A 23,568-nucleotide genomic window follows, 5' to 3' on the forward strand; every position below is an offset into this window, starting at 1 on the left:
TTTATTGTTAGTTTAATTTGGTGTTTTTTATTGAAATGTAGATGTTTCTCGAAAATTGAATTGAAAATCATGTGTTAAGATTGTAGGAGTATTATTCCCAATTTCTTTATCAATACAAATTACTTGTGTATGATCTCCATTCTTTTCTAGAACAAAAGATTGTGTGAAACCTTCATTATTATAAGGTTTATCAGTACTTATAGTAATAATATAGATCCCCTGATTTGTAGTATTAACCGAATAAGTTAACGCTTCAATTCTTTCAAGAGGGTCATTTAAAATTTTTGCTTGACTTGTAGAGGGAGTCTCAATTATTTCCTTCAGTTTATTTACTAAACTTATTTTAGAAATTTTTGATTTAATCGATCTGAATGTTTGCGTATTTTCACTTATATGTAAAACTTGAATAGAATAAGGTTTTTGGTAAGATGTATTTTCCCATAAAAATATTAAGCTAGAATTTGAGAAAGTACTAGACAAACCGTCAATAAAACTCGTGGAAATATCTGTATTTAAACCATGTAGATTTAAACTAAGTTGTACCATAGAATTATATGAATAACTATCTCCTTTTTTGGTATTCTCTAATACTATATTTCCATTCTTAGTAAAAATTTGATTATTAGTTTCAAGTGTATAATTAGATTGAGTTATGTTATTTATTTTCACTTTAACTATTCTACCTGAGGGGTAACTTGTCATTTCTAAATCCTGATATTCAACTGAATTAATACCATTAAAATAACCACCATTTTCACAACCGTCATTTGTTGCCACTTCGAATAATTTGGATGAAGGAGGAGTCCAAATATAAACAAACCTTAACCTCCCATCTCTTGTGCAAGCATACAAGCCATCCTTGTCTAAGACATTTTCAATACTTTCATCATCGAAATTCAAATTTTGATATTTCCATTCACCTGTTGGTAATGGTAAATTGTTTTGATCTCTGATATGAAAAATACCATAATCTATAAAAGGATTAATCGTAAGATTACATTCTATAAAAATAGCTTGACTACAAGCTTCAAATCGATCAATAAATAATACTAATTTGTTTGTTTTTCCTACTTCTAAATTTGATGTAATTATACTAGAAGTGAGTTTTCCAGATGTTGAAATTTGGTTAAACAAGTGTTTATTTTCTACATCGAAAATTTGTTCATCAGTTAAGAGATACCATTCATGTATACTTGTAGAATTTGAATAAGTAGGTGATATTTCAAAATCATACATCTCTTCCGAATCAATTACATATGATGATGTGATTCCGGTAACAGTAGGAGTGAGGGGTTCTATCCCATCTATTGAGAACTCTACATCAGAACCTCCACATGATAAGTACAATGATGATTTAGACAATCTATATAAACCAGGCTGTGCATCATATATAGTAACAGAATAATCTATTCCATTTGCATTAGGAACAAATAATGAAAAAGGAACTACAGTAAATTCTTGATCATTTAGATAAATTCTTATACCATTCTCATAATCTTTTGCATATGGTATTGTAAATGTCAAAGTCTCATTTCTTAAACTACATACCTCTGATTTATCAATAGTAACTAATGAAAGGTCCCTTTTTTCTCTTACTTTAAATGTAACTGTTTTGTCATATAGTATTTCACATAAATTGGTTGCTATAATTTGATAGTCATCTCCAATTTCAAGATTTGTAAATTCTAAGGTATTACCAATTGTGTGTTTTTTTTGTTGTAGGAGTTGTCCTCCTTTCAATAATTTATAGGTAATTCCTTTAATTGGATTTTCAATAATTACTGGAACTGATGGTAATAAATTCCCGCATTTTGTAATATAATCAGGGTTCTTTATGTGTGGAATAACAGGCTTTATTCTTTCAATTCGAATTTTTTCTGTAATAGATTCACCACTACTACAATTATTATCCCAACTAGCTTTCAACCAATAATCACCATCCTCGGATACAATCATTGTTTTATCTTGATTATTTCCAATTATGGTATGTAAAGGCTGTCCTTCTATATTGTCTTTATACAATGAATAACTCACATCATGGTTTAATGTAGAAAAAGTTAGAGTAGCAATAGAGTTACAGTCCACACTGTTTTCTATAATTGTTGGTGAAGGTAGTGTTGTTGGTAAATTAATGTTTTCATGTACTTCAATTTTTTCAGAGGATCCACTAATATCTAAAGGTACACAAGAATTTGATCCGTTATATTGTACTGAGACACTTACTCTATAAAAACCAGATTCTTCAAAAATATCTGAATAAGTTGAGGATTGATTTGTTTTTTCTTTTATAACAACTCCTGATCTAGTATCTGTAATTAGCCAGGTATAATTTGTTTTTGTATTAAATGAAGATGATTTTGTAGCTGTAAAGGTCATTTTTTCTCCTTCACAGATATGTGTCCTATTTTCTGATTCATTTACAATTAAGGAATAAGTTTGTAATGTTTCCTTCCCCACAGTAATTATCTCTGTTTGTCTTTCTCCAACATCGGGATCATCAATTACTATATAGTAATTACCTTCTGCCAAATTACTAAATTCATGTCCAACTACTTTACTTTCTTCATTATAAGTTTGTAAGGGATTTGCTACATTACTTTTAAATAATTTAAAATTATTATATTCTTTCCCTCCAAAATATATATTGATAGCACCATTATCATTGTTTCCGCAAACATCTGTCACATCTATATCGTAAGTGACAAAGTTATTTAAAACATGTATTTCTGTAGAATAAACTTCTCCATCGCCACAAGCATGTTCCCAAATTCCTTTTAAATAATAATATCCTTCTTCAGTAATATCAAAATAATCGTTAGTAAGATTACTTATCCAAACAGCGTTTCCTTTATCAGAAATTCTGCCTTGATAAATAGAATAATTTAATCCTTGCTCTTTATTAAAACTAACTCTTTGACTAAGATTATTTTCTGTGCTATTATCTACCAATGATGTTGAAATTGTTGTGCTAACTTGTGAAGGAGATGATACATAAAGGGCATCACCTATCATACAACTTCCATAATATACATCAATAAAATAAGACCCTGACTCGGGTATTGAAATTGCCCCACTTGTAGTAACATTTTCAATGATATAATCGTTTTCAATAGTTGAGAATAGTGAATACTTAAATGAAGAAACTTTTACTCCATTAGACTTTACTTCTATTATAACTTCATTATCAATACAATATCCATTTGGATCTTGTTTTATGGTAAGTGAACAAAATTCTTCACTACCAATTAATAATGTTTCCCTAAAATTTATTGGATTATTTATACCAATAGTATTCGTAATACTAAAAGTAATTAAACCCATGAATAAAATTATTTTTTTAGACATTCTTTTTTTTCTTTTAGTTTACAATGTTAGATTGAACTTCTTGAAGTGTAAGAATTCCATTAACCGTTTCCTTTCTAGTCAATTGTAGGTTTCCTTCTTCATCATATGAATAAAAAGTCGCAAAATTATTTTCATCTGAAATTGACATCAACCTATAATTTGAAGGGTGATAATAATAGGTTTGTAGTTTAGCATTTGCAGGATAGATTCTGAGATCATCCACATACACCTCTTCATTATCTGTAGTTGAAAAAGCAAGAGTCAATCCTTCAAACTTCTCTTGGTTATATGTAAATGTTCCTTCAAGTCTTTGCCATCCTTCAATAATTAATCCTCTTGGAGTAAATGTTATTCCTTCTATATTTATTGCAAATTGATCTTCAAAACTTTGAATAGTTTGGTTAGCATCATCTCCTTTTACCCACAATGAAATAGTATACTTTTTATTTTTTTCTAAATCTAGATGTTTTAGTTTTATGTTTTCTGTACCGACGATACGTAGAGAATTATTGCCAGTATGAGCTTCAGTTGTTGATATTAAATGAGAAAGATCATTTTCTTGAAAGATAATTTTTAAATTTTCATCAATTTTATGTGCAATTATTTCTCCTTTCCAATCATCTAATTCTTGCATCCCGAAGCCATCTAATCCCATCAGAGTATAACGTTTTTCATTACCCCCTTCCTCATCCATTTCTGGAAAGATTGTATCATGATCTAAATTGGTTTCATCCAAGAGGTAATCAAATTTACAACTCACTAATGCTTTATAAATAAAAGTAGAAGGTATTTCTTTTTGATACTCAACACCTTTAACAAATACAACAGATTGATCATAAGTAAATATTTCATCTAATTTCTCCTGATAATCTCCAACAACTGCTAACATACCTTTTCCTGCTATAACAGGAATTCTGTATGTAAAAGTATTAGAAAAAAATGCATCATTATTATCTTCTTCAAAACTAGTAAAAAACATTTCATTTTGTCTTGCATTTGATACCACTGCTTTTACATACTCTCCATTATGAATATATAATGCTGCACCAAAGTTGCCTAAAGCGTCTTTACTTTCAATACCCTGTCCTCTTTTGCCATATTTAGAAGAAGTAGTTGTATTAATCCACTTTTCTTGTTCTTCTGGAAAAATCATTGTTGCATTACCTTTCCATTTAAATGACTCTATAGGCATAACACCTTCCTCTTTTACTTTAACATATGAATTATGTAGAGTAAAAGTGTTTTGCCTATTTACCAAATACGTAAATGTTTTATGAGGCCTCCAAGTTCCTGAATATCCACCAATCCAAGGAGATAAATTGTTTAATTTAATTCTTTCAAAATTACTCACCCCGTCAATAAACCATTTATCATCATAACTTATTGCTGAAATAGATAATCCATTTTCATAGATCCGAGAATCTGGTGTATGATAGGTTGTTATTCCAAAATCAAATAATGCGGGTACACTTAATGGGGCAATTTTGGTGGGTTTTCCTTCAATTTTTATTTCTAAAGGAAACTCTTGATCATTATTACATCCTTCATTAGAGAAGCCAAAATTAAAGTCATCTAGTAAGGTATAGTTCACCTTTAGATGAACTTCATAATTCTCATTTGGCTTGCCTTCTGCATTTAGTGCATAATCAAAAATAAAAGTATTGTAATTACTTTCGCCTCCTTCTGGTTTTTTGTTATTACTATCAAACGTCTCCCATATATAATCAATTTTTACACCTGAAATTGAGGCATTAAATTGGTTGACAAATTTAAACTTATATGGACAAATTACACTCTCTTTTATTGTAGGTTTACCAACAAATACTAAACGAGTTGGATCAGATTGTAATAATTTATATTCATATACTATTTCTTTGTTCTTTTCATCGTAATAATAATGAGGATAATTTGCTTCCCTGTATACTAAAAATTCTTTTTTTGTTACTTCCTCAGTTAGAATAAAAGTATCATTATTATTACCAATACGCCTTGCCTTTTTGTTTTTGTAATCTTTGGAATTTGTGATATCTATATAAGACAATACACCACTGTAAGATATTTTTTGTCCTTTTGAATTAGTAAATTTATCATGAATAAAATCACTAATATTAAGTTCTTCATTTGCATTTACCTCAATAATATTTTGTGCTTTGTATTCAGGTCGATTTGGATCAAAAGGAGCTGGTCTTGACAAGGAAACATTTACTTTTTTAATTGCTCCATCTGTAAATTGGGAACTCTTTACAGTTTTTCCATCTTTAGTGTAAATTGAGCGAATCTCAATCCACTTTTCACCCAAATGACTATTGGCGTCATCAATATTATTATCGCTAATTTTATTCTCATTACTTAAATATTCAAAGCCTGACCCCTCTTCTAATAATTGTAGTAATGTAAAATATTCATCATTGATTTTAAACACTTTTGTAGGATCAAATGCCCATTCATAATATTCTACCGGATAATGAATTTCTTCATGCTCAAATTTATATCCTAAATCAAGTGGATCTTCTTGACATAAAGTTAAATTTCCATTCTTGTATTTAGGCTCTAATATTGTGGTCACACAAACGTAAACTTTAAGAGTTCTTGAATGAGAAGATGAAAAAACGTTACAAGCATCAATATCTGTTTTTGCTTCTAATAAAAACACCCCTCCATTTTTAAAAAGATCACCAGTAAAAGTAATTTCATTATCATAAAACCATTTATAGTCTGTAGGGTCTGCTATATTAGTAAATTTAAATTTTTTATTTTGAAGACAATCACTAGAAATAAAATCTAAATAAATTGTATTACCATAATAAACATTTAAGAATTTTATTCCATTTGTTAACTCAGAAGGAAATTGTTTATTTTCAGATTCACAATCATTTCTGTACACAAGTGAAATTGATTTAAAATTACCATAGTTTGAATTAGAAAAACTTTCCTCTAAACTTTCACATAAATTACTATTGCTTTCACAAGCTTTACAAACACTACTTTCATAGGGGTTTAAAAGCTGGGTAACATCAAAATCATAAAATTTCACCACTTCTATTCTCTTATCACTACAAAAAGAATATGCATGCTTTAACTTATATTTTCCTGGTTTATGTATAATAAAATCGGAAAGATCTGTTATGTCATATTCTGCATAATTTGATTTTGAAGTTAACTCTACATATTCAGATGATTCATTTTCTCTATATAAAGTAAAATATTCATTATTAACATCCTTATGTTTGATATAATTATAATTACCACCTAAATCCAATGGATCACAATATATTTGAAGTGAAGCAGCACTAAAATTTTCTAGGAATGTTTCATCGACAAGAGTCGTAGCATCTAAAGAATTTATTGTGTATTTTATTTCTCTAGTTGATGTACCTTCTCCCCCATAACAGCTATAATTAAATGTATGTTTTAAATAATAAACACCTGGCTGATAAATAATAAATTTTTCTAAATCGTTGGTAAAATCAACTACTGTTTGATCATTAATTGAATTTTTTTGTTCATCCAAAATTTCAAAGTGATCATTATATGTAGGGCCCTCACTTACTTTACTAAATTGATTTGATAAATCTAATTGACATAACAAATCTAGAGTAATAAAGTCTTTATAATCTCCTTGCCCAAAACCAGGATAATTGAAAAGTAACATTGATAAATTATCTTCCGAACAATTTACTCTCACTTTTAAAGGAGAAACATCTTCAATTTTAGTATTAAAATAACCATCCGCATCATTTACAATATACCCAAAAGGAGTAAACTCCACATAACCTATATCACTAGGTAAAAATGTGTATTCTAATTTCCCAACAATACCATTAGCTCTTTCAGTATCAGTTAACGGAAATAACCAATTCCCATAATTATTTGGATCATTATCATTAGCAATTAATTTAGATGAAGATAATATATTACCATCCTTATCATAAAGTGTATGATACATACCTAAGTTGCTAGGGGTCCCCACTAGTGAACTATGATTAGTTAACCTTAGAATAAGGGTACATTTTTCATTGGGGTAAAATGGAGCACTCGTACCCACCTCTAATTCGACAGATAAAGTATGTTGACCATAACAACTAAATCCTCCTAAAAGTAATACTGAAATAAGTATCAATATTTTATATATCGCTTTCATTTTTAGTTAAATCTTGGAGATAAATATCGTTTTGAATTATTATTTGTTTGTATAGAGTAACTTTTAGGATCTCCCAAAAGGCTCATCTCTTGTACATTTGCTCCCAAAATGTTTCTATTTCCTGAACGAACCATTTTAAATGTTCCTTCAAAACCATTATTCAAATCTTGATTCCCAACATTTAATACCTCAAAAGCTGCTTTATTATTAGAATAACCCACAAAAACTACTTTTTTGGGATTCCCTATGGTAGATTGTAAAATAAATTCATCACCAATAATTAATTTATCTGTAATTGATTCTGATGTTGAAAGGATAAAAATATTCTCATTTGGATCAACGTTTAATGCTCCTTCATCTTCATTGATAATTTGTTTTCTTTGTTCAAACTTGGAAAGGTTGCCCTCAAAAATTAAATCTTCATTTACAGCTGCTTTACCCATTCTTGGATATACACTATAAGCTGGTGTTTTCAAGTTATAAATAAAATCAACTTTAGAAGGTTCCTTTTCCTTTGAGTTATAATATTGCGTTGAATTTTTTGTACAAATAACATTGCCAGTATTTTCGTCCCAATATAGGTTTTCTTGTATTGACACCCTGTTTTCTTCCATCATCTCCACTTTTCGTAATATCCCATTCCTATGAATAATTTTGTTCGAAACCATTGTTGATGTTTCTTCAAAGTTTTTCAATTGATTTGGTATAAGACTTGGTATTGATATAGGAAAAAATGCAATAATTAAATCAACATTAAAATTGGCTCCTGTAGTTGTTTGTTCAGAATAAAAATGTCTTGTATCGACAAAAGCATCTACCTCCACACCAATATCTCTGGTTTCTACAGTAAATCCGTTGCCTTTATTTATCAAAACATTTACTTTATTATTTAAGGTATTAGATTCAAGCTTATCATCATAATAGTACCTAGTAAATGATGATGGATCTTTTTCTATTTTACCATCTGCGTTTTGATTATGGAATGCAATTTCTTTAGGTTTTCCATGCATATCATTCAATTCGATACTATAACCTTGAGAACCGGTAAAACTTTTCTCCTTTGAGAGATATACAAAGTAATTTTCGTAAAAATCATGCTCTTGTTTTTTTATTTCTGTTTGATACGTTTTAACTGGAAAATCTTTTGCTGTGTAAAAACGATGTATTGATTTCCCTTTTTTACTTCTTTTCAAATTCACAGCTCCAAATGAAGAAAATAACTTAATAGGATTGAAATTATCATTAACAGCTTTTACTGTTTTTAATTCAATACCTGCAGCCTTTGCCGATACCAGATCATAAACCTCGACTTGACTATATCCAACTGAAGCGGATGGATATAAATTTTCATTTATAGGTAATTCAAAATGAGAATATTCGTTATTTCTCATTGGAATTTTTCGTGTTGTATAAATAGCCTTTCGCTGAGGAATTTCTTCTCCTCCAATCAAAGGTTCATAAGCGGCCACTCCTGAACTTTCTTTCCTTCCGTTACGATTTATTTCATACTTGTATAATTGACCATACTGGATTTGTTCATCATTCCATCCATCATACATGGATATTTGAGCTACTCTATGCCCTCCTCCATATTTTATTAAATGTTCATTCTCATAGTCGTCTTCTTTTAGTGCTTTAATTCTAATAAAAGCAAAATTTTCATCCATTTTTTGCCCTATACCTTTTACTGAGCAATGACTATAATAACTAATTAAAAATTGAGAAAGCTGATCTGCTAAATCAACAACTGCGAAAAAACTATTGATTACAGTAGCTCCAAGATCCGAATCACTGTCTAACACATTTGTAACTCCTAATAAGCTTGGTTCAGATTTTTGAATATATTGCCAAGCTGCCATCGATAAAGGATTGTATTTGTTTATTGTATTGAATTTAATTCTACCTTTTTTTATTTCATTATCATATTTAATATTATTTCTATTTGTTAACGCATAGCCCATAAAATCATTTTTTTTGTTTCTTACAGTATTGGCATTTAGTCTCACATTAAAAGCAACTTGAGCAACATCATTTGCTTCAAAATCAAAGAATTTCTGTACATCTTCATCAGAGTTAACCCAACTAGGAACATCAAATGTGAACTCAGAATTTTCATTAATATCACCGCTCTCTGTATGTTTTATTCTTGCCATTACCATAGCTTCTTTATCTTGCACATAAGCATAATCATCTGATTCATAAGCTACATTCAGAATTGCTCCAGAAGGAATAATAATTTTTGAAAGACTCCATAAGCCCGCATTTTTATCTAAATTCTCTTTATCCTTTTGTTCTGTGTAAGGGAAAAATATTGAGGGTAAATTATTGATTAAAGCTACGCTTCGATATGTCCCCCATCTATCTTGTCCTTGTGTATTATATTTATCATTTTCACCTCCTTCATTGTACTCAAATCTATATGGATTTAGGTAGCTTTTATTGGTATTTCCATAGGTGTAGTGTAAAGAATATAAAGTAAGTTTTCCATAGTTTTTGTTTGCATCTGTATTAAGTGAATGATTAGGAATTCCTTTACATAATGAATATGCTTTATCATCTTTGGTATAATTAAAATGAATGGTTTTTAAAGGAGTTCCATTAACACCTTCCTCTCTTGAAAATAATTTAATTTTATCTAGTTTTTTTTGTTTTTGTCTTGTTCCATCTGTAGAAAACCGACCAAAAGCACTTAAAGCATCTTCTCTTTCTGAAGTAATAAATTTGGCTATATGAGTTGCTGTTTCAACTTGGTCTAAATAATAGATTTCTTTTTCCCCATATGAAAACGAACCTTTGTCATCAGACAAATTACTCAGACTACCAGGTGAGTAATTCATACCAGTATAAGGAGCTCTCCATCTAAAATCATTTGTGTGTTTAGTATAAGAAAACTTCACCCAATAACCCAAATCATCCTCTGATATACCATCTCCTGTTAAATCAACATAATCAGGTCCTATTACAGCCGTAAGTAAATGTGCATATGTATAGGGATCTGTTGAAGTTTTACTTTGGAACTTATCTGTATTTTTTACCTGTCCTTCAGAGTCTTCAACTTCAACTAAAGTCGAATTAATTGCTTCAATATCCCTTCCTGAAACACTAAGTGTATATTCTTCTTTTACTTTGTTATAAACAGGTAAACTGTAAATATATCGTAACCCCGAAGTATTTGTTGTAATAAAAGCTCCAATATGATGATCCCTATAATGGGTTTCTGATCTTTTGAAGATATTGTCATTTACTGTTGCTAATAACTCTGGTACTACATTATTAACATCTTTTAGATATTTGTTTTCGATAGGAATAATGGATGAATTTGAAACAGTTTTACTTAATTCATTGATTATACTTTCTTCTTCTCTAAACTTTCCAATATCATTATAAGCATAATCGATAGCATCAGTGAAATTTAATTGCGTATTGCTAAATTCATCTGAGTTAAATAATAAAGCTTCTCCATACATTTTATATTTTGAATAACGATTAGTAATATTACTTGTATTTCTAAAGTCATTCTGTTTATCAACCCATGAACCTGAAACAGAATTAGAAGTTACAGCAGTACCACTTACTCCGAATTTTTTTACACCTAAATCTAACCCTGCTTTTCCTAAAGTATAATCAGACGTTTTCTTTTGATCACCTAAGAAAGGGATATAATTTAGTTTTGCTCTAAATGATCCTCCAAATCCTTGTCCAGATAAACTGTAAATATCATACATTAAATTAGGTGAAGGAAGGTTTCTAGTTTCATTGGTAAGCATTTGATCATTTTCTCTGTTTATATCTAATAGTACATTTGATTCATCGTCTTTTAAATGATGATAATAAGTACCATATCCACCAATTGAAAATGGATCTTCTTTATATTTTGTTTGAGTATAATAACCTGAAAATTTTGCATTAGCAAAAATTCCTACTACACTTAAACCTGTTTTTACATCAAAATGAACTCCAGTTGTTGTTGTAGGCATTGAAATTGAAGGAGTAAACCCTGTATTAGAAAAGCTAATAGACGAACTTGTTAAAGATATATTTCGACCTGTTTCGTTATGATACACTTTCCCATTTTTCATTCCTTTTGTATTAACACTTTTACCGTTACTTGACTGACTCAAAGACAATTGAAGATCAGATGCTCCCTTCAAAGAATTAAAACCAAAACCAGCATTTAAATTAAAATTACTATTTTCTAATGCTTCAGTATAACTAACGCTCGGACTCAAGCTGAGTCCATCTTGTGTGTCTAAAGATGCAGATACACCCACACTTAAACCTGATTTACCTATAGTAGACATAATATCTGCCCCTACATTATAACCTATACCCCTGTAATTATTATAATATATACCCAAATTCCCTCCTACTAAAGGAAACCCAAAACCTTCGAAGTTAGCACCTGCCGACAAACCCAATGTTCTATCAGATTTCATTTTCATTTTCTTAGTAACAAGATCCCCTTTAAAATCATCAGGAATACCTCTAACCTGTCTGTTTATTGCGCCTGGATTTAAAGTCCAACCTAAGCCAACCCAACTTGCTTCTTGATCAACACCAATTCCTGCTGAATAAGCCAAATTGAATGGATAACCTCCATTTGGGCCAGGTAATTCAAATAAAGGTAGATTATAATTGAAATCACCTGAAAACAAGTCTACCATATCATTAGTAGAAGCTGGTGTAAAATTCTGTACTTCAGGTTGGTTTGGACCAGTTGTTAAAGCTTGGATACTTATTGGTAATACCAATGCTTGTATAAAGTTCAATAAAAGAAAGACTGTGATTGACTTTTGAAATCTTTCCCGTTTTAGAAGTTGTATCATGTTTAGTTACTCTAAATATAGCTTATATTATTGATCTATTTGCTTGTTGCTTTCCTGTTGATTCAAGTTAGGAAGTAAGTTTAAGTTGACTTGTATTTTAGTAGATTCTTTACAATCTGTAAAAATCAATTCTTCATATACTTCCATACAATTATCCATAACAATTGATTTTATATAAAATCCTTGATATGCTTCAACTAATAGATCATAATCTTTAAATTTTTCTTTATTTTTTAAGCTAAAGGGTTCAAATAAAAGTTGTTTTTGTTCTTTATCCTTAGAAATAATATAGGTAATGTCATATGGAGATGTTCCTCCATTTAATTCAGTTCTAATTTTAAATAAAGAATTCTCTCCTTCTTCACAATTTAAGGAGACTTTTTCTAATGTAGTTATAGGTCTGAAAGGTTGTGGTAGCTTATCAAAATAAAACTGTAATTGACATAATTGTCCGTATTTTTCTTCTATTTCTAAAACGTACCATTTATTTCTATATAGAAATTCATATTTCGTTAAATCAAGGTATAAACGATTGAATCCAAATTGAATTTTTAATGTATCTTTCCCTAGAAGCTGATTTTCTACTGAATAAAAAGAAATAATTGACTTACTAGTACCTCTTTTATATCTTTCTTCATAAATGACATCCAAAGTATCATGTACAAATAAATTCTTTTTTACTTTTACTCCTGCTTCTAAATGTACAGACAAAAATTCTTCTTTGGGTTTAGTTTGTCCATTAACATTAAAATGTATAATGAAAAGTAAACTAATAGTTACAAGTTTCTTCATAATTGTTAGAATAGCGATAGACCTAAATTAAAATTCCAAGTATCATTAATTGAAAAATCATTTTTCTTTTCGAAAACATTATACTTCATTGAAAAACATATCTTTAATAAGTCTAATATTGGTATGTTAAGAACCGGACCCACCAATAATACATCTTCAAATTTGTTTTGTTTTGTTGAATCTAAATTGTATTCTACCATATTCTCCATTATATAATAATCAATCTCTACAAAAAAGACCCGTAATTTTGGTATTTGATATTGTAGTGTTGATTTGGAAGCAAACTTAGTTAGTACTTTTTCAGTATTTTTATTTAACTTAATGTTCAAAGCAACACCTGTTGAAACTGATATTCCTAAGGGGAATTGGTAACCTAATGTTGGTTCAATATTAAAATCTAATGAATCATAAGAACGAATATTGAGATCTATTCTTGCCAACATATTTTCTGGTAAAGAAAGTCCTCTTTTTTTTAAAACATACTCCTTTGTTTTATCTTCTAATACTTTCTTTTTTTCCTTTAAAATTAATTCACTATCAAAATTCAAATTAGAAATAGAAGATAAAGGTATTGAATCTGAAATAGATGGTAGGTCAGTCTGTTTATTTTCAATCCAATTAAAATGTTCATCTTGCCCTTCAATAAATTTTTTTGAAAATTCTTTTGGTGTTCCAAACCCTAAATCTTCAAAGTTTTTATTTGCTGCTTTCTGACAAGAATCTAAATAATTTATCGAATTCTTTAACTTATTAATATTTAGTTTTTCTCTGTAGTTTTGAATTTTATTTTGAATTTTTTTTCTTTCAAAATATCGAGTAGATTTATTTAATAAATCCTCTAATGAATTTATTTCTTCAATAGTATTTTTCCAATATTCAACTTGATCAATATAGTAATTTATTGTATCTAATTTTGTTGTTAGTTCATCTTTAAATTTCTCCAAAGAATCAATGGTTGTATATAATTCTGAACTATCATATTTTGAGGAAAGTTTTGTTTCAAATGCTTCAACACTTAAAAAAGTTGAATCTAACTGAAACTTATCCAACATATTAGAGGTTGAATCAATCTGACCAAATGCGTTTAAACTCAATAAAAGTGTCAAGAGAAAAAATATATGTTGGTTTAATTTCATATAATTAATTTAATTTTTTGTTCTTCTGAGATTGTAAAATGCAATACTGAATCACCAATTACCAGTTCAAAAGGTTTAGAACAATCTAATTTTTCAGTATCAAAAAAAACATTTACTCTAAAAGTATTGTATTTTAAATAACCAGATTCAAGATGAAAAAAATCATTATTAATTATATTATTATTTTGACATATATTTATACTTTTCCCAAAAGAATAAGAATAATAATTTTTTATTGAAGAATAAGTTGAGAATGTATTTGAAAATGATTTCTTCGGTGTTACATCAATTAAAAAATTTAACGTATTACTCCAATTATTATTCAACTTTGAAGAGTAATTTGATTTTAAAATTCTGTAACGCTCAGGTTGTAATTGGATTTCAAAATATTGTATAGAGTCTTCAAATACTTGATATAAATTATTTGATGGATCCTCCACCCAATTTAAATATTCTTTTTTATTGATACTTGAACATGAAAATAATATCAATAATAAAGAAAAGATTGTTTGCCTTTTCATTGGTTTATAAGTTTAGGTCCTTTATTAAATGGATAGACTAATTCTCCTCTGTATATTTTTAAATTTCCTTGTACTTCAACTAAATCATCAATTTTTTTATAACCTGAATTTGTAACCCTAAAATTACCTATTCGGTTATTTTTAAATGAAACAGACTGTTCTCCTATTCCATTTAATTCTACATGAAAAAGATTGCTATTAGTCGTAATTATGTTATCATATGAAAATAACAGATCTCCTCCTACAGTAATAGTTTCACCTGTCGTAGAATAGGCTCTAATTTTTGAATTTTGATCTATCACCTTAAAATCTGACAACATTTTGATTTTAGTATATTCTTTAAAATTTTTATTGCCATTACCACTTATTTCAAGTGAACCAAATGTTGCTGATCCATAAAAATCTTGAGAAGTACCATTGAAAAAAGTAGTAGCTGATTTAGATTGTGTAACTTTCCCATCATGTTGATTATTAAAATGACCTGATAAATAAAAATTGTTATTATTTAATTCCAGACTTGAAGAAGTATTGAGTATAGTTACGCTATTTGTTACACCTATTGTTTTTAATACATTAACATTACCATTTATTTCCAAATTATGATATGTCCCTCCACTTAATTCTACATTATAAAGTGTAACATTTTTATTTTCAAAAGATCCTTCTAGATCATTAACCGAACATTTTTCATTAATAGCTATACCTTTTACTTTCGTACTAAAAAGGCCTGAATTCACCTCTAAAGTATTAACATTCAATAAATTTGATAAGGTGCTTAGTTTATTTCCTTTCCCAATATCAATTTTTATTTTATCAATTAAATATTTAGGAACACTAAACGATCTTTGGGATTTATCACTTAAAATAAAACTCAAAAAAGCATCACCTGATATATTTCCAAATAAGATCGCATCACCCTTTAAAATTAGTTTCTGAAGAGGTGTGAAAATAAGCTGTGCTTCCTTTTCAAGTGTTATTTCCTCTACTACTACTAATGATTTTTCTAATGTCAACGAGGCATTACCTGCAATAGTTATGGAATTTACTTCCGTTTCAACCTTAATAATTGGGTCATAGCTCTTTGCATCAATAAAAATATTAGATGTAGCATTAGGTATTTCACTGTTTGACCAATTTGAAGGATCAAACCAATTAGAAGAGTTTCCTTGCCAAACCATTCTTTCTTTTGTTGATATCCATTCAATTAGATCAAAAGGATCATTTTCACTATCAATATTTAGACCTTTAGTATTTCTAAAATAAATCTTTCCTCCTTCGTTAGTTTTTCTACTAATGTTAATATTATTAGTATTAAAAGTAACTTCATCGATCTGTAAGTCATCAGAAATTACATTTGCTTCTATATTAAGAGTGGCTTTTGAAAAACATTGATCAAAAATCCCAAAATCAAAACTAAAAAGAGGATCGATTTCGGATCCATTTTTTAATGTAATACCATCACCTGTTAAATCAGAAATATGATAATATTTAGCAGAAATTTTACCGTAAACATCTAAACTATATCTATTTTGATACCCTTCGATTGTAGAATAATTTGATGATTGACCCAATATTGATAACTCTCCTTCTTTTTCAACAACTAATGCACGTTCACGACCACTTAAATAAAGTTTACTACCATCATTTATCGATAGCTTTCCTCCTGTTTGAACAAATATTTGTTTTTTACTACCAGGTATAATTAGTTTATTTTCATTTAGATTAAACTCACAATTTTTAATATAAATATTACCTATTGGGCCATTTAAGTTTAAATCATTTTTTAAAAAATAGACTGAATTTTTCACTCCATCAAAGTTGAAATTTATATTATTATATGACCTTGAGTTTGTTACTTCAAGATTATATTCATTGGCTATTTCAGGTTTAAAATAAATATTTGGCAAGTGATTTACTTTTCCCAATAACTTACAATTCCCTTTAACAATGATACCATGTAAACTTTCACCGTCTATTAAACCTTCAGGCTCTAAATTAAAATCCTTCTTAATTGTAACATTATATGGATCAGGATTCCCAGTTATCAATACCTTACCAAATATCGTCAATTCATTTATTGTTGTTTCTTTAACTATGTAACATGTATGATTTTTTTGGATAAAATAAATATCATCCACATGTTTTATAGATCTACTATCACCATCACCATTAGGTGACGTATTCCAAAAATTATTGTTAGAAAATTCACCTATAGAGCTTTGAGAATAATATGCTGTTTGTCCATATATTAATGACACATCAGCAAGAAAAATAATTAGTATTAAAAAAAATAATCGCACTTTCTTTTAGTTTTGCTTTTATGATAATGCAATTTTAAGTCAAAGAATCAATCACAACAACTGTATTTTGTCAAATTTTCTTAGGAATTATAATTCGAAAGAAAACCAATTAATAAAAAAATCACATTTTTATTTTTATAGAAATTCTTAAAATATTATTTATTTAGTAGTATCAAGATTAAACTTGATACTACTAATTATAATCCTTTTTTTCCTATTAATAATTAATACCCAGGGTTCTGAGTCAAGTTAGGATTCTGCTGAATTTGTACAGCAGGGATTGGTAACAATTCATTTTTACCCACTGTAAAACCTGGCATATATGTAGGTTTTGCAAAATCAGGTAAAGACGCTGCATCAGATCTTCTCGACCATCTTACCAAATCGAAGAAACGTTGGAATTCGAAAGTGAACTCTTTTCTTCTTTCGTGTACTAATTCTACAAAGAACTCTGAAGAGCTTAAGCCTGTTGGAAGATCACTTACTCCGGCACGTTGTCTTACTCTGTTCACTGCATTATAAGCATCTGCTGAAGGACCATTTACTTCGTTTTCAGCCTCAGCAAACATCAACAATACTTCCGCAAAACGCATTTGTCTAAAGTTTACTGGAGATTGGTTAAAACCAGGGTTGGATTTATCCTCTGCAAATTTACGGCAACCGATAATGTAGTTTTCATCACGTTCTGTTGTTCTTTTATTCCAACCATTATCAAGATGAGGTGTTGCTGTTATCTCTTCACCATTCCAAATATCACCAGGTCTTGCAATTGTAAAAGTCCTACGAATATCGTTCTCTTCAGGGAAACCGGTAAAATAACTGTCTACCTCTAAAGAAGGAATTGCATTTGCAAACTGGAAAGGAGAAATGGCTGTTGATACCCAATTGGCTTTTGATGATGTTTTTGTATCATAGTCAGGCCATGGAGAACCAATTCCACCCATAAACTGAATCTCAAAAATTGATTCTTGGTTATTCTCAAATTCCTTCGTGAAATTATTTTCAAACGGGACTAAATCGTAAGCAGCATACTCACCATCAATTACTTTTTTCAAAGCAGTTCTCGCTTCATCGTATTTTTGCTGATAAAGATACACCTTACCAAGTAAAGATTGTGCTGCTCCTGTTGTTGCTCTACCTTTGTCTTTTCCTCCGTATGAAGGCTTTAATAAATTTAGAGCTGCCAATAAATCAGACTCAATTTGAGCATAAACTTCAGCTTCAGTATTTCGAGATGGTCTCAAAAAATCTTCAGTTAGGTTACCATCAAAAGAGTTTTCTACGATAGGAACTCCTCCATAAAGAGTCACTAAATTAAAGTAGTAGAAAGCTCTTAAAAAGTGTGCTTCTCCTAAGAATTGATCTCTTCTTTCTACTTCATCATCAAAAATATCTATTTCAGGTACCCTTTCTAAAACTACATTAGCTCTATTAATACCAGTATAACTAGCTTCCCATGACTTTGGTATCAGCTCAGAAGTATTGGCTTGAAATTTAAATCCTTCATATTCCAATAATTGTCTAGCCCCCGAAGTAGTGACCATATCGCCACTCATAAAGTCCAATAGGTACCTGTGTCTCTTGTATAAACCATACCAATGTAATGGAGTATAAATTGCATTAGTGGCACTTTCTGCTTCACTAATACTTTTATAAAATTTATCTGTTGCAACATCAATTTGAACATCAGCATCATCTAAAAATGATTCACAAGATGTTGTAAATACAGTCGATAAACATACACCAACTGTTATAATTGATTTATATAATTTATTATTCATTTTTAAAAAATTTAGAATCCAACTTGTATACCACCAATGAAGCTTCTAGACATTGGATAAGGGCCATCAGGTAAAATACCATTTAAAGGTACTTCCGGGTCTAATCCTGTAAAGTTTGTAAATGTCCAAAGGTTTTGTCCAGCTACATATAATCTCAACCTATTTAAACCACCTAATTTTGCTAATGTTCTTTCATTTAAGCTATAACCTAACTGAATATTTTTCACTCTTAAATAAGATGCCTTTTCTACCCACCAATCAGAAATCAAGTCATTATTGGTTAGTTCTTGAGCTATTGCTCTTGGTTGAGTTTGTGAGTTATTCTCTGGTGTCCAAGCACCTAAAACATCTGTAGACATGTTAAAGTTTCTATGATAACTTTGGGTAAAGAATTTCGTTGTATTGAAAACATCGTTACCATAAACACCTTGTAGTTGAAGATTAAAATCGATCCCTTTATAACCCAAATTAAAGTTCATACCGTAAGTTATATCTTGAGAGGCATCACCAATAAATGTTCTATCTTCATCAGTAATTTTACCATCGCCATTTAAATCTTTATACCTGATATCACCAGGAGCTGTTACAACACTACCATAAGGTGTTGGACCTGCATCAATTTCTGATTGTGATTGGTATATACCATCTGATTTAAAACCATATATAGAGTAAAGAGATTGTCCTACCTCAATTCTATTTCTTGTGAATTCAAAATGTGCTCTCTTAGCTTCAGTGATAAAAGGCAAACCTTCTGCTAAACGTGTTACTTCGTTATTAATAAAAGTAGCATTAGCTCCGATATTGTATGAGAAATCACCTTTCTTATCACCCCAATTTACAGTAAATTCCCAACCTTTGTTTTGAACCTCACCTGCATTTACATACACATTTTTATGTCCAGTAGTATGTGGTAATGCATAATCTAATAACAGATCATCAGATGTTTTGATAAAGTAATCTACAGTAAATGATAATTTATTTTTTAAAACAGCTCCATCAATACCAATGTTTGTTTGCACTTGTTTTTCCCATACTAAGGTGTTATTAAATAATTGACCATCAGGTGCTACAGCCGTTACCATTGATTCTCCATTAAACACGTATCTTGGTTTAGAATCTAAAATAGGTTGAGTAGCTCTATCATTAATTTGATCGTTTCCTAGACTACCATAAGAAGCTCTTACCTTAAGTAAATCAAATGGGCCATTTGCCATAAAACTTTCTTTTGATATTAACCAACCTACTGAACCCGACATGAAATTGCTGAATCGATTTTCTTTAGTAAACACTGATGATCCATCACGTCTAAAATTCACAGTTGCCATGTATTTACCATCATAATCATATATAGCTCTACCAATATAGGATAAAGTATTTTTATCAAATAAAGGTGATGAAGGATCTGATTTTATAAGGTAAGAACCATTTAAAATAGACATTGATTCTGATAGGTTTTCTCCATATACAGCTACACCCATTGTATTTCTACGGCTATGTTGCATTGTATAACCAGCTAACAAACCAATGTTATGTTTACCAAATGATTTTTTATAGTTTAGCGTATTTTCCCATAACCACATTGTTCTTTCACTTCTTTCCTCATCAAGTTCGGCTCCCAGTGAGAATAAATATGGTGGTTTACCAGTATCGTTTAATTCAAATTCTGGCATAAACATTTTATGGTGTGAATTTGAAATATCTGCTGCTAAATTTGTTTTAAAATTCAAGCCATGTAATATTTCTACTTCACCATAAACACTAGCAATAACTCTATTTATTATTCTGTTTCTTTGTAATAAGTTTTGAGTAGCTACTGGTTGGATAAAATTATAATCTCCATCTTCTTTACCCATACCGTTATATCCGCCTAAATTATCTTCATTATACACTTCAACAGCAGGAGAATAAGCTAATGCCCAAAAAGTTGGCCCTCTATCTCCAATATAACCTAAGTTATAATTTGAACGAGTATATGATATGGTATTACCAAATTTGAATCTTTTAATCGTTAAATCACTATTGATTCTCATTGAGGTTCTAGTAAAACCAGTATTGATCATAGTACCTTTTTCATCAAAATGATTTATCGATGCATATATCGACCCATTTTTACCTGATACACTACCACTTAATTCATAATTTTGTTGGTAACCCGTTTGAAACAATTCATCTTGCCAATCAGTATTTGTAGTTAATGTTGTTCCATCTAATCTTGGAATTCTTGGTAATCCTGAATTATCAGAAACAGAGTTCATAACTTGTTGGTACTCTTGGGCATTTAACATGTCTAATTTGTTCGTGATCATTTTTGGCCCTCCAAAAATATTCACATTAAATTGTGGCTTTGCTCCTGCTTTACCTCTTTTAGTTGTGATGATGATAACACCATTCGCTGCTCTTGCTCCATAAATAGCTCCAGCAGAGGCATCCTTTAGTACGTTTACCGATTCGATATCACTAGGGTTGATCGTAGAGAATGCGTCTCCATCTTGTAAAATCACTCCGTCAATTACATACAAAGGATCAGAACCACCAGTAATTGTACCTGTACCACGAATACGGATAGATGGATTAGCACCCGGCTGACCATCAGTACCTGTAATTTGTAAACCTGCTACTTGTCCTTGTAAAGCAGATTGGAAGTCTGCAACTGGGCGTCCTTCGATAGCATCTTTGCCTACCTTAGTAATTGCACCCGTTACATTTTCTTTTTTCTGAGTACCGTAACCAATAACTACCACATCATCTAGGACATCTACATCTTCCTCTAATCGAACAACAAATTGATCTTGTTGGCCTACTGTGATCTCTTGTTCAAGAAATCCGATAAATGTAAACACTAAGACTGGATTTTCTGTAGTAAGCAATAAAGAGAATTCTCCATCTGTGTTTGTAATCGTTCCGTTGCTTGTTCCTTTTTCAACAACGTTAGTACCCGGAAGGGGTTGTTTGTTCTGGTCTGTGATAACACCGGAGACCATTCGTTCTTGTGCATGGGATGTTCCCCAACACAGCATCAATAGCAATAGATAAAATAATCGTTTTTTGATAATCATTTCACAATTAGTTTAAAGTTGAAATAAACTTAGTGGTTCACCATTATTTTAATGGAGATTTAACCTCGTTTCAAATCAAATCTTGAGGAAAAGTTTTACACAAAACTGTTATTTCAAAAAACAAGTGAAATTACTTGTTACTATTACGCTTAAAATTTACTGTCCTAAATTTTTAGATTTTACTCTAATCAAAACTAGACAGTGAAATCTTTATTAGTTCATTATCAGGTATTTACAAGTAACTATATTTAAATTTTTTCTTTTATTTAAAGAATTGAAAGATTTTTTAAAACTTTTTAATATATGTTGACGTGAGAGAAAAAAGTGTAAAATCAACATTAGTGTATTTACTACATTTTATTTGCGCTTTAAATAAATTAATATGATATTTAAGAATTACTAAGCTTAACTTGTAGTGACATTTTTTTCTTGTTTAGTTAACGAAATGAAATAATTATTATATGGTGAACACTTACCATCAACAAAATCTATTTAAATAAACTATGGCTAATGTATTGTTTTTATGGGCATTTGTCCAGAGCTTATTAATGAGTTTTGCTATTGGTTTTTTAAAGAAATCAAGATCTAACTCAATTCTTTCAGGAGTTTTTTTTACAATGTCTATCAACATCCTTTTTCAATATCTATTTAGATATACAGATGTGAAATTCATTCTTCCTGAGTTATTATTTGTCTCTGATGTACTTGATCTACTTCAACCTGCTTTAATTTTATGGTATTTAGATGAACTCTTTGGTGATAAAATAGACAAACAAAAAGCATGGTACTTTATTCCGCCAGCAATTGCATTGGTTTCAGGAATATTCTACATAGCTTCTTTTGAAACCTTTCTTTATGATTCTTTCATTGGTACCCCATTCCATTTAATGCTTCTTGGAAGTATTGTTGTTTGGAGAGGTGTTATTGGATTTAAGATTTTCAAAAAGTTTAAATCTTTACAGCCTAAGAAAAATGATAGTAAGAAAGCCAACGATTTACATTGGCCTAAAGTTTTAGGTTCTTTCATTGGTATTACTTTTTATATCGCACTTCTTCAACTAGTTTACAGAACAATTCTTTTCCCTTTGAACGGATCTGCTTTTGTTTGGGATGTTATCCAGCTTAATTACATCTTATTTAATAGTAGTATTATCTTAATTACGATCTATTTTGCTTTAAAATTCCCTAAAGCATTATCAGGTAACACTTTGGTGGTGAAGATGGATAAGACGGATCAAACGATTATGAATAGCTATATGGAAAAACTCAACGAGTTAATCGATGTAGATCAAATTCATATCAATACAGAACTAAATGAAAAACTGCTTTCTGAGCGTTTAGGTATTCCTTCTTATATGTTATCACGTTTGTTAAATGATCATATTGGCAAGTCTTTTAGCGAGTTCTTCAATGAGAAAAGAGTGGATGAAGCTAAGAAAATTATTGCCTCTGATACAGATAAAAAATTAACCAACTTCGCCATAGCGGTTGACTGTGGGTTTAGATCTGAATCAGTTTTCTATATCAACTTTAAGAAAATTACAGGTATGACTCCTCGTCAGTTTAGAATTAAATTGAAAGAAGAAGGAAATGGAATGTCATTAATGACAGGATAAAAATATTACTATTACTTACTATTACCTAATATCTAGAGGCTATCTCACTTTTGA

10 protein-coding genes are annotated in these 23,568 nt (G+C 29.8%); 1 reads left to right on the forward strand and 9 read right to left on the reverse strand.

Annotated elements, in window-relative coordinates:
* Positions 1-27 precede the first annotated feature (27 nt).
* From MY04_RS26435 to MY04_RS26475, 9 genes are all read right to left on the reverse strand, one after another.
* On the reverse strand, positions 28-3,345 hold the full coding sequence (locus MY04_RS26435) for a hypothetical protein (protein WP_066216023.1): 3,318 nt from the start codon (positions 3,343-3,345) through the stop codon (positions 28-30).
* Between the two features lie 13 nt (positions 3,346-3,358).
* Positions 3,359-7,486 carry a carbohydrate binding domain-containing protein gene (locus MY04_RS26440; protein ID WP_066216026.1) on the reverse strand — a complete coding sequence of 1,376 codons (4,128 nt, stop codon included), beginning with the start codon at positions 7,484-7,486 and terminating at the stop codon, positions 3,359-3,361.
* Positions 7,487-7,488: 2 nt separating this feature from the next.
* Positions 7,489-12,255, reverse strand: a complete 4,767-nt coding sequence (locus MY04_RS26445) for a hypothetical protein (RefSeq protein WP_066216028.1) — start codon at positions 12,253-12,255, stop codon at positions 7,489-7,491.
* An 84-nt stretch (positions 12,256-12,339) separates the two neighbouring features.
* Positions 12,340-13,104: a hypothetical protein gene (locus MY04_RS26450; RefSeq protein WP_066216030.1), complete on the reverse strand. Its 765-nt coding sequence runs from the start codon at positions 13,102-13,104 to the stop codon at positions 12,340-12,342.
* Positions 13,105-13,109: 5 nt separating this feature from the next.
* Positions 13,110-14,240 (reverse strand): hypothetical protein, encoded by a 1,131-nt coding sequence (locus MY04_RS26455; protein ID WP_066216032.1) that lies wholly within the window; start codon positions 14,238-14,240, stop codon positions 13,110-13,112.
* Positions 14,237-14,761, reverse strand: a complete 525-nt coding sequence (locus MY04_RS26460) for a hypothetical protein (RefSeq protein ID WP_066216033.1) — start codon at positions 14,759-14,761, stop codon at positions 14,237-14,239. The genes MY04_RS26455 and MY04_RS26460 overlap by 4 nt, the downstream gene beginning before the upstream one ends.
* Positions 14,758-17,061 carry a hypothetical protein gene (locus MY04_RS26465; RefSeq protein WP_066216035.1) on the reverse strand — a complete coding sequence of 768 codons (2,304 nt, stop codon included), beginning with the start codon at positions 17,059-17,061 and terminating at the stop codon, positions 14,758-14,760. The genes MY04_RS26460 and MY04_RS26465 overlap by 4 nt, the downstream gene beginning before the upstream one ends.
* A gap of 224 nt (positions 17,062-17,285) precedes the next feature.
* Complete coding sequence (locus tag MY04_RS26470; RefSeq protein WP_066216037.1) at positions 17,286-18,842, reverse strand: RagB/SusD family nutrient uptake outer membrane protein; 1,557 nt, start codon at positions 18,840-18,842, stop codon at positions 17,286-17,288.
* 11 nt (positions 18,843-18,853) lie between these two features.
* Entirely contained in the window at positions 18,854-21,898 is a 3,045-nt protein-coding gene (locus MY04_RS26475) for a SusC/RagA family TonB-linked outer membrane protein (protein WP_084006152.1), read from the reverse strand.
* A gap of 617 nt (positions 21,899-22,515) precedes the next feature.
* Between MY04_RS26475 and MY04_RS26480 the strand changes: the two genes are divergently transcribed.
* Positions 22,516-23,514 (forward strand): AraC family transcriptional regulator, encoded by a 999-nt coding sequence (locus tag MY04_RS26480; protein ID WP_158297935.1) that lies wholly within the window; start codon positions 22,516-22,518, stop codon positions 23,512-23,514.
* Positions 23,515-23,568 lie beyond the last annotated feature (54 nt).

This window comes from Flammeovirga sp. MY04, assembly GCF_001682195.2.
Lineage (GTDB): Bacteria > Bacteroidota > Bacteroidia > Cytophagales > Flammeovirgaceae > Flammeovirga > Flammeovirga yaeyamensis.